Origin of the sequence: Janthinobacterium sp. SUN026, from assembly GCF_030397625.1 — a bacterium.
Lineage (GTDB): Bacteria > Pseudomonadota > Gammaproteobacteria > Burkholderiales > Burkholderiaceae_D > Janthinobacterium > Janthinobacterium kumbetense.
The window spans coordinates 88,560-102,347 of record NZ_JAPQNU010000009.1 but is presented as its reverse complement, the minus strand read 5'-3'; the positions used below and the strand labels follow the sequence as shown (position 1 = coordinate 102,347).

The 13,788-nt window shown below is 63.6% G+C and carries 13 protein-coding genes; 6 read left to right on the top strand and 7 right to left on the bottom strand.

Annotated features, from left to right (window positions below):
- Positions 1-11: 11 nt before the first annotated feature.
- From OX459_RS26880 to OX459_RS26870, 3 genes are read right to left on the bottom strand one after another with little or no spacing between them, the layout of a single operon-like run.
- Positions 12-1,466 carry an NAD(P)(+) transhydrogenase (Re/Si-specific) subunit beta gene (locus OX459_RS26880; protein WP_099666245.1) on the bottom strand — a complete coding sequence of 485 codons (1,455 nt, stop codon included), beginning with the start codon at positions 1,464-1,466 and terminating at the stop codon, positions 12-14.
- 8 nt (positions 1,467-1,474) lie between these two features.
- Positions 1,475-1,789, bottom strand: a complete 315-nt coding sequence (locus OX459_RS26875) for an NAD(P) transhydrogenase subunit alpha (protein WP_034778841.1) — start codon at positions 1,787-1,789, stop codon at positions 1,475-1,477.
- Positions 1,790-1,827: 38 nt separating this feature from the next.
- The gene (locus OX459_RS26870) at positions 1,828-2,940 is read right to left on the bottom strand and encodes a Re/Si-specific NAD(P)(+) transhydrogenase subunit alpha (RefSeq protein ID WP_289907284.1); all 1,113 of its coding nucleotides are present in this window, start codon (positions 2,938-2,940) and stop codon (positions 1,828-1,830) included.
- 412 nt (positions 2,941-3,352) lie between these two features.
- Between OX459_RS26870 and OX459_RS26865 the strand changes: the two genes are divergently transcribed.
- Both OX459_RS26865 and mnmA read left to right on the top strand, forming a co-directional pair.
- A complete protein-coding gene (locus OX459_RS26865; RefSeq protein ID WP_010401817.1) occupies positions 3,353-3,832 on the top strand; it encodes an NUDIX hydrolase in 480 nt (159 codons plus the stop codon).
- Positions 3,833-3,873: 41 nt separating this feature from the next.
- Positions 3,874-4,995, top strand: a complete 1,122-nt coding sequence (mnmA, locus tag OX459_RS26860; protein ID WP_289907283.1) for a tRNA 2-thiouridine(34) synthase MnmA — start codon at positions 3,874-3,876, stop codon at positions 4,993-4,995.
- On the opposite strand, the gene OX459_RS26855 is transcribed toward mnmA, so the two are convergent.
- From OX459_RS26855 to OX459_RS26845, 3 genes are all read right to left on the bottom strand, one after another.
- The gene (locus OX459_RS26855; protein WP_289907367.1) at positions 4,992-5,399 is read right to left on the bottom strand and encodes a response regulator; all 408 of its coding nucleotides are present in this window, start codon (positions 5,397-5,399) and stop codon (positions 4,992-4,994) included. The two genes, mnmA and OX459_RS26855, sit on opposite strands and share 4 nt — an antisense overlap.
- Positions 5,400-5,449: 50 nt before the next feature.
- On the bottom strand, positions 5,450-6,223 hold the full coding sequence (locus tag OX459_RS26850; protein ID WP_077408804.1) for a 5'-3' exonuclease H3TH domain-containing protein: 774 nt from the start codon (positions 6,221-6,223) through the stop codon (positions 5,450-5,452).
- A gap of 71 nt (positions 6,224-6,294) precedes the next feature.
- Positions 6,295-6,966, bottom strand: coding sequence for a glutathione S-transferase (locus tag OX459_RS26845; RefSeq protein ID WP_289907282.1), 672 nt, complete (start codon positions 6,964-6,966; stop codon positions 6,295-6,297).
- A gap of 163 nt (positions 6,967-7,129) precedes the next feature.
- Here OX459_RS26845 and OX459_RS26840 point away from each other — a divergent pair, with 163 nt between their 5' ends.
- The 4 genes from OX459_RS26840 (at position 7,130) to nagZ (ending at position 12,635) form a co-directional block, all read left to right on the top strand.
- Positions 7,130-8,182: a YjgN family protein gene (locus OX459_RS26840; protein ID WP_289907281.1), complete on the top strand. Its 1,053-nt coding sequence runs from the start codon at positions 7,130-7,132 to the stop codon at positions 8,180-8,182.
- Position 8,183: 1 nt separating this feature from the next.
- Positions 8,184-9,197 (top strand): M48 family metallopeptidase, encoded by a 1,014-nt coding sequence (locus tag OX459_RS26835; protein ID WP_289907280.1) that lies wholly within the window; start codon positions 8,184-8,186, stop codon positions 9,195-9,197.
- A gap of 104 nt (positions 9,198-9,301) precedes the next feature.
- Positions 9,302-10,912 (top strand): FMN-binding glutamate synthase family protein, encoded by a 1,611-nt coding sequence (locus OX459_RS26830; RefSeq protein ID WP_289907279.1) that lies wholly within the window; start codon positions 9,302-9,304, stop codon positions 10,910-10,912.
- Positions 10,913-11,093: 181 nt separating this feature from the next.
- Positions 11,094-12,635 carry a beta-N-acetylhexosaminidase gene (gene nagZ, locus OX459_RS26825; RefSeq protein ID WP_289907278.1) on the top strand — a complete coding sequence of 514 codons (1,542 nt, stop codon included), beginning with the start codon at positions 11,094-11,096 and terminating at the stop codon, positions 12,633-12,635.
- 45 nt (positions 12,636-12,680) lie between these two features.
- Here nagZ and OX459_RS26820 read toward each other — a convergent pair whose 3' ends face one another.
- Entirely contained in the window at positions 12,681-13,670 is a 990-nt protein-coding gene (locus OX459_RS26820; RefSeq protein ID WP_289907277.1) for an oxidoreductase, read from the bottom strand.
- Positions 13,671-13,788: the final 118 nt, after the last annotated feature.

Sequence of the window (13,788 nt, the reverse complement as noted above, 5' to 3'; positions counted from 1 at the left end):
ACCGGGAGACTTTACTCGATTGCCTTCACCATATCCTCGATCACCTTCTTGGCGTCGCCGAACACCATCATCGTGTTCGCCTGATAGAACAAATCGTTGTCCAGGCCCGCATAGCCGGACGCCATCGAACGCTTGTTGACGATGATGCTCTTGGCCTTGTAGGCTTCCAGGATCGGCATGCCGGCGATCGACGATTTCGGGTCTTTCGCCGCCGGGTTGACCACGTCGTTCGCGCCCAGCACCAGCACCACGTCCGTCTGGCCGAATTCGCCGTTGATGTCTTCCATCTCGAAGACCTGGTCGTACGGCACTTCCGCCTCGGCCAGCAGCACGTTCATGTGGCCCGGCATGCGCCCCGCCACGGGGTGAATCGCATACTTGACGGTCACGCCCTTGTGCGTGAGCTTTTCCACCAGTTCTTTCAGCGAGTGCTGCGCGCGCGCCACGGCCAGGCCGTAGCCGGGCACGATGATGACGGTTTCCGCATTGCCCATGATAAAGGCGGCGTCGTCGGCCGAACCCGATTTCACGGGACGCTGTTCCTGCGCACCCGCCACGCCGGCGGCCGGCGCATCGCCGCCGAAGCCGCCGAGGATGACGTTGAAGAACGAGCGGTTCATGGCCTTGCACATGATGTACGACAGGATCGCGCCGGACGAGCCGACGAGCGAACCGGCGATGATCAGCATCGAGTTATTCAGCGAAAAACCGATGCCGGCCGCAGCCCAGCCCGAGTAGCTGTTGAGCATGGACACCACCACCGGCATGTCGGCGCCGCCGATGGGAATGATGATCAGCACGCCCAGCGCAAAGGCGATGACGGCCATGACGATGAACGGCGTCCAGGCCGGCTCGGCGCCGTCGGCAAAGCAGAACACCAGGCCCAGCGCGATCATCACCAGCGCCAGCACCAGGTTGAGCATGTGCTGGCCCTTGAAGCTGACGGGCGCGCCCTGGAACAGGCGAAACTTGTATTTGCCCGACAGCTTGCCGAAGGCGATCACCGAACCGGAGAAGGTGATGGCGCCGACAAAGGTGCCGATGAACAGCTCGAAGCGGTTACCGATGGGCAGCGCCTCGCCCTGTTTGGCGATATTGAAGGCCCACGGTTCCGACACGGCCGCCACGGCGATGCACACGGCCGCCAGGCCGATCAGCGAATGCATGGCCGCCACCAGTTCCGGCATCTTCGTCATTTCCACGGTTTTCGCCAGGTAGGCGCCGATGGCGCCGCCCGTAACGATGCCGATGATGACGAGGGTCAGGCCCATGCCGCCCGCTTGCTGCTCCTTCAGTTTCAGGATCAGCGCCACGGTGGTGACGGCGGCAATGGCCATGCCGCTCATGCCGAAGGCATTGCCGCGGCGCGCCGTCGAGGGCGACGACAGGCCTTTCAAGGCCTGGATGAAGCACACCGAGGCGATCAGGTACATCATCGTCACCAGGTTCAGGGTGACGAAGCTCATGGCGTGACTCATTCTTTTGCTCCTTGCTTGGCTTTCGGTTCTTTTTTACGGAACATCTCGAGCATGCGCTGCGTGACGAGGAAGCCGCCAAACACGTTGACGGCGGCCAGGGCCACGGCCAGGGTACCGGCCGCCTGCGCCAGCGGGCCTTGCGTCAGGCCGGCCGCCAGCATGGCGCCGACGATGATGATGGCGGAAATGGCATTGGTGACGGCCATCAGCGGCGTATGCAGCGCCGGCGTGACGGTCCAGACGACGTGGTAGCCGACATAAATGGCCAGCACGAAGATGATCAGGTTAATGATGGTGTGACTGATTTCCATGATGTGGTTCTCTCCCGGTGCCGCGTTGTTTTTGTAACTTATTTACGTAAGATTTCGCTGCCCGCACACACCAGGCTGGCCTTGATGATTTCATCCTCGCGGTCGATCAGCAACTGGTCGTCCTTGTCGATGATGAGCTTCAAGAAGTCCAGCACGTTGCGCGCATACAGGGCCGAAGCGTCGGCCGCCACCAGGGTCGCCAGGTTCGGTTCGCCCACGATGTAGACGCCGTGCTTGAGCACCGTCTTGCCCAGTTCCGAGAGCGGGCAATTGCCGCCCTGCTCCACGGCCAGGTCGACGATGACGGAACCGGGTTTCATGGCTTTCACCGTTTCTTCGGAAATGAGCACGGGCGCGGCGCGGCCGGGAATCAGCGCCGTGGTGATGATGATGTCGGCCAGTTTCGCCCGTTCATGCACCAGTTCGGCCTGGCGCCGCATCCAGTCGGCCGGCATGGCGCGCGCATAGCCGCCCGAGCCCTTGGCGATCTCTTTTTCTTCCTCCGTGAGGAAAGGCACGTCGAGGAACTTGGCGCCCAGCGACTCCACTTGCTCCTTGACGGGCGGGCGCACGTCGGACGCCTCGATGACGGCGCCCAGGCGCTTGGCCGTGGCGATCGCCTGCAGCCCTGCCACGCCCACGCCCATGATCAGCACGCGGGCCGCCTTGACGGTGCCGGCCGCCGTCATCAGCATCGGCATGAAGCGCTGGTAAGTGTTGGCCGCCACCAGCACGGCCTTGTAGCCGGCGATGTTCGCCTGCGACGACAGCACGTCCATCGACTGCGCGCGCGTGATGCGCGGCACGGCTTCCAGCGCGAAGGCGGACAGGCCGGCCGTGGCCATGGCGGCGATATTGTCCGCGTCAAATGGGTTCAACATGCCGATCAGCACCGTGCCGCTGGCCATCAGGGCCCGTTCATCGGCATCGGGCGTGCGCACCTTGAGCACGATGGCGCAGCCATAGGCTTCCTGGGCGGTGCCGATCTGCGCGCCGGCGGCGACATACGCGTCGTCGGGAATCGACGCCTGCAGGCCCGCTCCCGATTGCACGACGATCTGATGTTTGGCTGCCAGCTTCTTGACTGTCTCGGGCGTTGCTGCCACCCGTGTTTCACCAGGCCGTGTTTCGGCCGGTATGCCTATCCTCATGATGCCTCCGCTAATTGATAAACTGACTAGAATCTAACACGGAAAGCAGCGCGTTAAACGTTTGTGAACCAGCAACTTTTAGTCGTACGACACTAATTTCACCAGCATCCCACGATTCGTTTCACCATGCGGCGCGGCGCCCATATTGTGGGAAAGGTGTGTCAATCTCACCACAGTCGAGCGTGCGTGCGCGCTTGTTTTGGCCACAGGGAAAGCCTATATTAGCGGGCGTTTCCTGCCATCTTGGCGACTAAGCCCCCATGCTAGTGCGCTCCCCGGGAAAGACGTAAGTACCTCCCACCGCTATTTGCTAAAACGTTGTCATTTATCAATATGTCCGCGCAACAGAAGGCCGGGTTCAAACCGCGCGCGCAGAACAAGATAAAATGTCGGCTCTTTCAAGGATGGAATCATGCCGAGAATCTGGAAACCCTCTGTCACCGTTGCCGCCATCGTCGAGCGCGACGGCCTGTTTTTACTGATTGAAGAAGAGACCAGCGAAGGCATCAAGCTCAACCAGCCGGCCGGTCACCTCGACCCGTTCGAGTCGCTGGAACAGGCGGTGATCCGCGAAACGCTGGAAGAAGCGGCCTACGATTTCATCCCCACGGCACTGGTCGGCATGTACATGTCGCGCTATCAGTCACTGCGCACGGGCGAGGACGTGACCTATTTGCGCTTCACCTTTTGCGGCACGGCCGGCGCCGAGCATGACCGCCCGCTGGACGAAGGCATCATCCGCACCCTGTGGATGACGCGCGACGAGCTGGCGGCGTGCCAGGAACGCCACCGCAGCCCGCTGGTGCTGCAGTGCGTGGACGAATACCTGGCTGGCCGGCGCGCGCCGCTGGCCCTGCTGCACACGCATGCGTCCGTTTTCAATAGCGCATAGCAACACGCATTGCCATATTATTAAAGTAACTGGAAAGCAAGATGAGCAAGAAGAAAGTCGTTATCGGCATGTCGGGCGGGGTCGATTCCTCGGTCGCGGCATGGATGCTGAAGGAACAAGGCTATGAAGTCATCGGCCTGTTCATGAAAAACTGGGAAGATGACGACGATTCGGAATACTGCTCCACGCGCCAGGACTGGATCGACGCGGCCAGCGTGGCCGACGTCATCGGCGTCGATATCGAAGCCGTCAATTTCGCCTCCGAATACAAGGACCGCGTGTTCGCCGATTTTTTGCGCGAATACCAGGCCGGCCGCACGCCGAACCCGGACGTGCTGTGCAACGCCGAAATCAAGTTCAAAGCCTTCCTCGACCACGCCATGACCCTGGGCGCCGACCTGATCGCCACCGGCCACTATGCGCGCGTGCGCCAGGCGCCCACCGATGCGGGCCGCTACGAGCTGCTGAAAGCCGTCGACGCCAGCAAGGATCAAAGCTACTTCCTGCACCGTTTGAACCAGGCGCAGCTATCCAAGACCTTGTTCCCGCTCGGTGAAATCCCGAAGACGCAAGTGCGCCAGATCGCCGAGAAACTGGCCCTGCCGAACGCCCAAAAGAAGGATTCGACGGGCATCTGCTTCATCGGCGAACGCCCGTTCCGCGAATTCTTGAACCGCTACCTGTCGTACAAGCCGGGCCCGATGAAGACGGCCGACGGCAAGACCGTGGGCGAACACGTGGGACTGAGTTTTTATACCCTGGGCCAGCGCAAGGGCATCGGCATCGGCGGCGTGAAGTCGTACCAGAACGCGGACGGCAGCAGCGACGCCTGGTATGTGGCGCGCAAGGATATCGCCAACAACACCCTGTGGGTGGTGCAGGGCCATGACCACCCGTGGCTGCTGTCGCCATCCTTGACGGCCGACCAGGCCAGCTGGGTGGCAGGCAGCGCGCCGCAGGCGGGCGCCTTGAGCGCCAAGACGCGCTATCGCCAGGCCGACGTGGCTTGCCAGCTGCTGCCGGACGGGAATGAACTGTTCAGCCTGGCGTTTGACCAGGCGCAATGGGCCGTCACGCCGGGCCAGTCGGCCGTGCTGTATGACGGCGACGTGTGCCTCGGCGGCGGCATCATCGCCAGCGCCACGGGTTTGGCTGGCAGCTAGGAATTGCCTTGCGCGGCGGCGGCTAGGGCTTGCTGCTTGCGCACCATGGCAATGACCGTATTGCGCACGGTTTTCAGGACCGTGTCGGCCATGAAGGGTTTCACGATGAAGCCCGACACGCCCATGGCGTGGGCCGCCTGCAGCGAGGTGGCGTCGATGCCGCCCGAAACCATGAAAATGAGCGTCTTCGGATACTGGGCGCGGATGGTCTGCACCACATTGGTCCCGTCTTCCACCTGCTCGCGCGCGATGCACACGAAATGCGGGTGGTGCTTGACCAGCAGCGCCAGCCCCAGCGCGCTGGTATGCGTCTGCCCGCAGACATCGTAGCCGCCATCGGTCAGGACCGTGTTCAGCAGGCCGCGCGCCACGGCGCTGCTATCGATCAGGACTGTCTTTAACATCATGATTACTTTCCTTGCTTGATTTATTCCGTGTTCTGGCCAAAAGAGCTCTATTTTTCCCACACGAGCTTGTTCCAGGTCACGCCTAACGTGACATCCGTTTTCAGCGCCACTAACTTTCTTGAAAGATACAGTATTTCCCGCTCTTTTCGCAGGCTTTCGCCCAGCGCGCCCGGCAAAATGCCCGCGCCAGCCATCACGGCATCGATATTGCCGTAGGCGCGCAACAGTTTCGCGCCCGTCTTCAGGCCGATCTTCGACACGCCGGGGATACTGTCGGTGACGTCGCCCATCAGCGCCAGCAGGTCGGGCAGCAGTTCCGGCGGCACGCCGAACTTTTTCTCGACCCAGGCGTGGTCGTGCCAGATGCCCTTGAAATGGTCCCATACCAGCGCGCCGTGGGCGATCAAGCCGTGCAAATCCTTGTCGGTGGTGGCGATGACGGCCGCGCCGCGCCCCTCGTGCAGCCAGCGCATGACGGCCGTGCCGATCACGTCGTCGGCTTCCACTTCGGGAATGCTGACCACGTGCATGCCGAAGCTGGCCAGCGTGGCGTAAAAGCCGGGCAAGGCGTCGCGCAGCACCTGCGGCATGGGCTGGCGCCCCTCGCGGTAACCGGCATACAGGGCGTGGCGCCAGGTCGGGCCGCCAAAGTCGAAGGCCGGCAGGATGTGCGTCGGCTCGTGGTCGTTGATGAGGGTACGGAACGACGACAGCGCATGGCGCAGCGCGATCTCCGCCTTCAGGTCGGAATCGGGTTCAGGACTGGCTTCGTAGACGCGGCGTACGATATTCAAGCCGTCGATAGCGAGGAGTCTGGCCATGCGGTAAGTGGATACTGGTTGAATCGGGCATTTTACCGTATGGTTCCCCGCACATCGGCCTTGAATGCCGCTTATTTGGCGAAATCGTAGGGCCCGCCACGTTCGAGAGCACGCTGGTAGGCCGGGCGTGCATGGATGCGCTGCAGGAAGGCCGTCAGCTTCGGCAGGCGCTCGTCGAGTCCGCCGCGCATGGCCGCCGCTTCCAGCGGAAAGCTCATCTGGATGTCGGCCGCCGTGAATTCATTGCCGGCAAACCATTTGGTTTTTTCCAGCCCCGCTTCCATATAGGCCAGTTGGCTGTTGATATTGGGCATGATGAAGCTGCTCTTGACCTTGCTGGCGATGCCGCGCGCGATGGGTTTGACGAAAAACGGCATCGGCGACGACTCGACCTTGTCGAACACCAGTTTCAGCAGCAACGGCGGCATGGCCGAGCCTTCCGCGAAATGCAGCCAGTAGGTCCAGCGCAGCTTGTCCGGCGTGCCCGCCGCCGGGATCAAGCGGCCATTGCCGTAGCGCTCGACCAGGTAGTCGATGATGGCGCCCGATTCGGCGATGGTGTTGGCGCCATCCGTGATCACGGGCGACTTGCCCAGCGGATGCACGGCCTTCAGCGAAGCGGGCGCCAGCATGGTCTTCGGGTCGCGCTGGTAGCGCTTGACCTCGTAGTCGAGGCCCAGTTCCTCGAGCAGCCAGAGCACGCGCTGCGAGCGCGAGTTGTTCAGATGGTGGACGACGATCATGGTTTTCCCGGTAACAATGGTTGAGTTCCAGTATAGCCGGGGATGGCCGGATCGGGTCAGCGCAAGCGAATCGACGAAAAAATTGCGAAAAACAGTATTTTCAATTGATAACTTTTCAATAATCCCTTATCTTGTTTTGTTTCCAATAAGTAAGGAAACCCCTGTGGATTTCGACGCAAACAACACACCTCCCCGACAAGAAGCCATCACCTTCAGCGCCACCGGCAGCGAATACTTCCGTATCTGGATCGTCAACCTGCTGCTGAGCATCGTCACCCTGGGCATTTATTCCGCCTGGGCCAAGGTGCGCCGCAACCGCTACTTTTATTCGAGCACCCACCTGGCGGGCGGCAGCTTCGAATACCACGGCAACGCCGTCGCCATCCTGAAAGGCCGTATCGCCGCCGTGGTGCTGATCGCCGGCTACAACATCGCCTTCCAGGTCTCGCCCGTCGTGGGCTTGCTGATGTTCGTGCTGCTGGCCGCCATCCTGCCCTGGCTGGTCTGGAAAAGCCTGCAATTCAAGCTGTACAACACCAGCTACCGCGGCATCCGCTTCGGCTTTGGCGGCAGCGCCAAGGAAGCCTACAAGTACTTCCTGTGGCTGCCCATCCTGAATACCTTCACGGGCGGCCTGATGACGCCTTTCCTGCACCAGCGCCTGAAGCGCTTCCAGCACACGCAAAGCCGTTTCGGCGCCACTCATTTCAGCTTTGACGCCACGGTCGGCAGCTTCTACAAGACCTATTTGCTGTTCTTCGCGTTGCTGCTGGGCGGCTTGCTGGTCCTGATTTTCGTCGTCTTCGGCAGCGTGTTCGCCTCGTTTGCGGCCAATGCGAATGACAAGACCAAGGTTGGCAGCCTGCTGTTTGCCATCGGCGCCCTGTACCTGTGGGCGTTCACCGTGCTGCCGCTGTTCCTGACCATGATCCAGAACCTGATCTGGAACCACACACGCCTGCAGCAGCACCAGTTCCAGTCGCAGCTGACGTGGGGCCGCACCACCTTCGTCATGCTGAGCAACCTGCTGGGCATCGTCGTCACCCTGGGCCTGTTTACGCCATTCGCCCATGTGCGCTGGCTGAAGTACCGCCTGGAAGCGACGTCCATGCTGGTGCACGGCAGCCTGGACGAATTTGTCGCCGCCACGGGCCAGCAAGTGTCGGCCACGGGCGAAGGCGTGGTCGACCTGCTGGACTTCGACCTGTCGCTGTAGCATGACGCTCGATCACCACGCGCCGGGCGCGGCCCCCGTGCCCGCGCGCTATTTCGACGGCCAGACCTCGCGCCTGTACCACGTCACGCTCAGCGTGCGCGATGGCCAGGCCGTGCTGGCCGGCGACATCGAGCGCAGCTGCCCGCTGGACGAGCTGCACGTGTCCGAACGCAGCAGCCACGCCGTGCGCAAGGTCAGCTTTGCCGATGGCGCCTACCTGGAAATCGCCGACCAGGCGGCCTTCAACAGCCTGCTGCACGACACGGGCCACCGCGACGGCTGGGTGGTGCGGCTGCAGCAAAGCTGGCGCGGCGCCCTGCTGGCCACGGTGGCCACCATCGTGGCCCTGTGGCTCAGCTATCAATACCTGCTGCCGCTGGCGGCCAAGGGCATCGCGTACACCCTGCCGCAGTCGGTCGAACGGCAGCTGGGCCAGGGCGTGCTCGACATGCTGGACCGCCATGTATTCGCGCCCAGCCAGCTCGATGGCGCGCGCCAGCAAGCCTTGCGCGCCCAGTTCGCCCGCCTGGCGACGCCCGGCGACAGCACGCCCGAGCACCGCATCGTGTTTCGCAAGAGCAAGATCGGCCCGAACGCGTTTGCCCTGCCGTCGGGCGACATCGTGCTGACCGATGAAATGATCGAACTGCTGCCGGACGACCAGGCCATCATGGGCGTGCTGGCGCATGAGCTGGGGCATTTGCAACAGCGCCACCTGACGCGGCGCATCATCCAGACTTCGGCCGTGGGCGCCGGCGCCGCGCTGCTGTTCGGCGACGTGTCGACGGTGGTGGCGACCCTGCCGCCGCTGCTGCTGGACCTGAAGTATTCGCGCGATGTCGAACGCGATGCGGACGACTACGCGATCGCCATGCTGCGCCAGAACGGCATTCCCCTGGAACACCTGGCGCAAGTGTTTGTCGCCCTGGGCAAGCTGGACCACGGCACGCCGTACCTGTCGAGCCATCCGGCCAGCACCGAACGGGTCGAGCGCATCCGCGCCGCACAGCGCTAAGCACCCACGCGGCGTCCACCGGGCGCCGCGTTCTTTCCAGCCAGCACGTTCCGTGAATCGAAGGTAGACTCATCAGTTATCAGTCTGACTTCACCGGAGTGCCCATGCACCTAGTACCATTTCGCTACCTGACCTTCATTGCGACGGCAGCCATCTTTGTCCTGTCCCTGTTTTACTACGATCACTACTGGCTGCCCGTGCTGGCCGGCGCGCTGACCCTGGTCGGCATCAGCGACCTGCTGCAAACGAAGCGCGCCCTGCGCCGCAATTACCCCATCCTCGCGCATTTCCGCTTCTTTTTTGAGAGCATCCGCCCCGAAATCCGCCAGTATTTCCTGGAAAGCGACAGCGAGGCGACGCCGTTCTCGCGCAGCCAGCGCAGCATCGTCTACCAGCGCGCCAAGGAGCAGACGGACAAGCGCCCTTTCGGCACCCAGCTCGACGTGTACGAAGCTGGCTATGAATGGATCAACCATTCCATCGCCCCCGCCAAGGTGACGGGTCATGACTTCCGCATCGACATCGGCAACCATCCGGACTGCCCGCGCGCCAAACCGTATTCGGCCAGTGTCTTCAATATCTCGGCGATGAGCTTTGGCGCCCTGTCGGCCAACGCCATCCTGGCCCTGAACGGCGGCGCGCGCAGCGGCGGCTTCATGCACGACACGGGCGAAGGCAGCATCAGCCCCTACCACCGCGAAAACGGCGGCGACCTGGTATGGGAAATCGGCTCCGGCTATTTCGGCTGCCGCAACCAGGACGGCACGTTTTCCGAGGAACGCTTCATCGCCAACGCCAGCTCCGAGCAGGTGAAAATGATCGAGCTGAAGATGTCGCAGGGCGCCAAGCCGGGCCACGGCGGCGTGCTGCCCGGCCCGAAAGTGACGATCGAAATCGCCACCACGCGCGGCGTGATGGTGGGCGAGGATTGCGTCTCGCCGGCCGCGCACAGCGCCTTTTCCACGCCGCTGGAAATGCTGCACTTTATCGACCGCCTGCGCACGCTCTCCGGCGGCAAGCCGACGGGCTTCAAGCTGGCCATCGGCCACCCGTGGGAATTCTTCGCCATCGTCAAAGCCATGCTGGAAACGGGCATCACGCCCGACTTCATCGTCGTCGACGGCAGCGAAGGCGGCACGGGCGCCGCGCCCCTGGAATTCACGGACCATGTGGGCACGCCGCTGCAGGAAGCGCTGGTGCTCGTGCATAACACGCTGGTGGGCGCCAACCTGCGCGACAGAATCAAGATCGGCTGCTCGGGCAAGATCATCACGGCCTTCGACATCGCCCGCCTGCTGGCGCTGGGCGCCGACTGGTGCAATTCGGCGCGCGGCTTCATGTTCGCGCTGGGCTGCATCCAGTCGCAAAGCTGCCACACGGACCGCTGCCCCACGGGCGTGGCCACGCAAGACCCGCAGCGCCAGCGCGCGCTGGTAGTGTCGGACAAGATCTCCCGCGTGGCGCACTTCCACCAGAACACCATGAAAGCGCTGGCCGAACTGATCGCCGCCGCCGGCCTGGCGCATCCGCAAGAACTGCGCCCGCACCACCTGGTGCGGCGCATCTCGCCAAACCAGGTGAAACTGGCCTCGGCCCTGCTGCCCTTCCTGGAAGCGGGCCAGCTGCTCGACCCGAGCCAGCTGCCGCAGCTGCCGCCCGTGTTCGGCCTGTACTGGCCCAAGGCGCAATCGACATCGTTCCAGCGCCTGGATTGAACCCGGCCTTGCGCAAGTGGAGCAATACCACTTAATAACCACTTGCGCAAAAACCCAAATCCAATACAATACCAAAATAAGGTCAAAACCAAGGCAGCTTTCCGGTGAGCGCTCCATTGCGCCGCCGCGGGCCACAATACGGACTTGTCGTCATCAGAATGAATACCGGAGGAGTTGCAGCATGGAGCAGGGTTTGCGCGAGAAAGTAGGACAGCTATTCATGGTGGGCTTCGACGCCCTGCAGGCGGACGAGCATATCAAGACCTTGATACGCGACAAGAAGGTGGGCGGCGTGATCCTGTTCCGCCGCAACGTGCACACGCCAGCGCAAGTGTCCGCCCTGTGCCGCGAGCTGCAGGAGATCAATGCGGAAGTGTCCGACATTCCGCTGCTGATCTCCATCGACCAGGAAGGCGGCATGGTGATGCGCATCGAGCAGGGCGTCACGCCGATTCCCGCCGCGATGGCTTTCCAGGCGGCCGGCTCCATCGACGATTGCGAACGCATGAACCAGATCAGCGGCGATGAAATGCGCCAGGTGGGCATCAACCTGCTGCTCGCCCCCGTGCTGGACGTGAACAACAACCGCAACAACCCCGTCATCGGCGTGCGCGCGTATGGCGAGGATGCCGCCACCGTCATCGACTACGGCATGGCGGCCATGCGCGGCCAGCGCGCCAGCGGCATGGCCGTCACCGCCAAGCACTTCCCCGGCCACGGCGACACGGCCATCGACACGCATTACGCAATGGCGCTGGTCCCGCACGACAAGGAACGCCTGCGCGCCGTGGAACTGGCGCCCTTCCGCGCGGCCATTGCCGGCGGCGTGGATGCCATCATGACGGCGCACGTGGTCTTCCCCGCCTTCGAAGCCGATACCAGCGTACCGGCCACCCTGTCGAAAGGCGTGCTGACGGACCTGCTGCGCGGCGAGATGAAATACCAGGGCGTCGTCATCACCGACTGCCTGGAAATGGCGGCCATTGCCGACGGCATCGGCATCCCCAAGGGCGCCATCGCCACCCTGCAGGCGGGCGCCGACATCGTCCTGATTTCTCACCGCGAAGCGCAGCAGACGGCGGCCATCGACGCCGTCATCGCCGCCGTGGAAAGGGGCGAGATCGCCATGGAACGCATCGACGCGGCTTGTGCCCGCGTGGCTGAACTCAAGCGCAACCGCGCCGTGCGCGACTGGCGCGCGCGTCCGCTCACCCCGCCGGCGCTGATGCAGCCGGCCGCCATGGCCCTGTCGCAGCTGCTGCAAAAGGCGGCATTGCGCGTGCAGGGCGACTACCGCCCGCTCGATGCCAGCCTGCCCGTGACCCTGCTGACGGTGGAAGTGCGCTCGCGCAGCGAAATCGACGAGGTGGCGCTGGGCCGCAACAAGGAAGCGCGCAGCTCGATGCTGCCGGCGCTGCTCGAAGCAGGCCTGGACGTGCGCGAGTACGCCTTGTCGGCCGAGGCGCTGGACGACGAAGTCAATGCAGCCATCGCCTTTGCGCAAGGCGCGCAGCAGATCGTGCTGCAAACGTATAACGCCATGTTCGTCGACGGCCAGCGCCGCCTCGTCGACGCCCTGCCGCAGGATAAACTGTGGCTGGTGGCGGGCCGCCTGCCGTATGACCTGGATCTGGCGCCGAATGCGCAAGGCCGCCTGGCCGCCTTCGGCTGCCGCCCGGCCGCGCTGGTGCCCGTGGTGGAAAAACTGGCGGGCAAGGCGTAAAGCCACGCCCCTCTCCTGCACATGCCGGGCCTTGCCCGGCATTTTTTATGCCGCGTCGCAATCGAAGCGCACGCCCGTCATCTGTTCGCTCAGCGTCCATAGCCGGCGCGCCTGCCCGGGGTCGATGGCCCAGCGCCGCACGCCCGGCCCCATGCTGTCGTCCTCCACCAAGGGGGCGATATCGCCATCCTCGCAATACACGCCGCCAATGCCCTCAAGCTGCGCGCTGGTGGCACACCAGACGGTGGTGGCCGCTCCCTGCGCCACATTCTTGAAACCCGACTGCGGCGGCGGATTCACCTGGCCCGCATCGTCAAGCGCTCCCACCCTGCGCAAATCATCCTGGTCCAGGTGGCGCACCAGCGGCGTCAGGATGGCCCCCGGATGCAGCGAGTAGGCGCGCACGCCGTGCGCCGCACCACGTCGGTCCAGCTCCACGGCAAACAGCGCATTGGCGCTTTTCGACTGCGCATACGCGCGCCATTTGTCGTACGGCTGGCGCAGGAAATGCGGGTCGTCCAGGTCGACGCCCGCCTGCCGGTGTCCCAGCGACGACACGCACACGACGCGCGCGCCCTGCGCCTGCCGCAAGGCGGGCCACAGGCGCGCCGTCAGCTGGAAATGCCCCAGGTGATTCGTCGCGAACTGCACCTCGTAGCCGCGCGCATCGCGCAGCAAGGGCGTGGCCATGATGCCGGCGCCGTTCACCAGCAGGTGCAGGGTGCGGCCGGTGGCAAGGAAGGCGGCCGCGAATGCGTCGATCGATTGCGGATCGAGCAGGTCGAGCGCCGCGACCTCCACGCCAGCCATGCCGGCCAGTGCCGCTTGCGCCTGATGCTGGTCGCGCGCCGGCACCAGCACCCTGGCGCCAGCGCCAGCCAGCACGCGCACCGTTTCCAGCCCCAGGCCCGACGCGCCGCCCGTGACGATGGCCTGCACGCCGGACAGGTCGCAGCCGGCCAGCACCTCGCTGGCGGTCGTGGCCGCGCCGAAGCCGGAATGAAGGGGAATTTGCCTGTGATCGTCGTATGTCATATCTGCCTCTGCATGTGGGTGGCCAGCGCGGGATGGCTGGCGACATGCGTATTTTGCGCGGGCTGTTCTGGACGGTGAATGGCGTAAAATCCGTAATACTATCGCCATCGTCCAGAAT

Excerpts from the sequence above, each read along its gene's own strand:
- OX459_RS26845 (WP_289907282.1), bottom strand. The coding sequence starts at position 6,966 with ATGATCGTCGTCCACCATCTGAACAACTCGCGCTCGCAGCGCGTGCTC.
- OX459_RS26835 (WP_289907280.1), top strand. The coding sequence starts at position 8,184 with ATGACGCTCGATCACCACGCGCCGGGCGCGGCCCCCGTGCCCGCGCGC.
- OX459_RS26875 (WP_034778841.1), bottom strand. The coding sequence starts at position 1,789 with ATGGAAATCAGTCACACCATCATTAACCTGATCATCTTCGTGCTGGCC.
- OX459_RS26880 (WP_099666245.1), bottom strand. The coding sequence starts at position 1,466 with ATGAGCTTCGTCACCCTGAACCTGGTGACGATGATGTACCTGATCGCC.
- OX459_RS26850 (WP_077408804.1), bottom strand. The coding sequence starts at position 6,223 with ATGGCCAGACTCCTCGCTATCGACGGCTTGAATATCGTACGCCGCGTC.
- OX459_RS26830 (WP_289907279.1), top strand. The coding sequence starts at position 9,302 with ATGCACCTAGTACCATTTCGCTACCTGACCTTCATTGCGACGGCAGCC.
- nagZ (WP_289907278.1), top strand. The coding sequence starts at position 11,094 with ATGGAGCAGGGTTTGCGCGAGAAAGTAGGACAGCTATTCATGGTGGGC.
- OX459_RS26865 (WP_010401817.1), top strand. The coding sequence starts at position 3,353 with ATGCCGAGAATCTGGAAACCCTCTGTCACCGTTGCCGCCATCGTCGAG.
- mnmA (WP_289907283.1), top strand. The coding sequence starts at position 3,874 with ATGAGCAAGAAGAAAGTCGTTATCGGCATGTCGGGCGGGGTCGATTCC.
- OX459_RS26870 (WP_289907284.1), bottom strand. The coding sequence starts at position 2,940 with ATGAGGATAGGCATACCGGCCGAAACACGGCCTGGTGAAACACGGGTG.
- OX459_RS26820 (WP_289907277.1), bottom strand. The coding sequence starts at position 13,670 with ATGACATACGACGATCACAGGCAAATTCCCCTTCATTCCGGCTTCGGC.
- OX459_RS26855 (WP_289907367.1), bottom strand. The coding sequence starts at position 5,399 with ATGTTAAAGACAGTCCTGATCGATAGCAGCGCCGTGGCGCGCGGCCTG.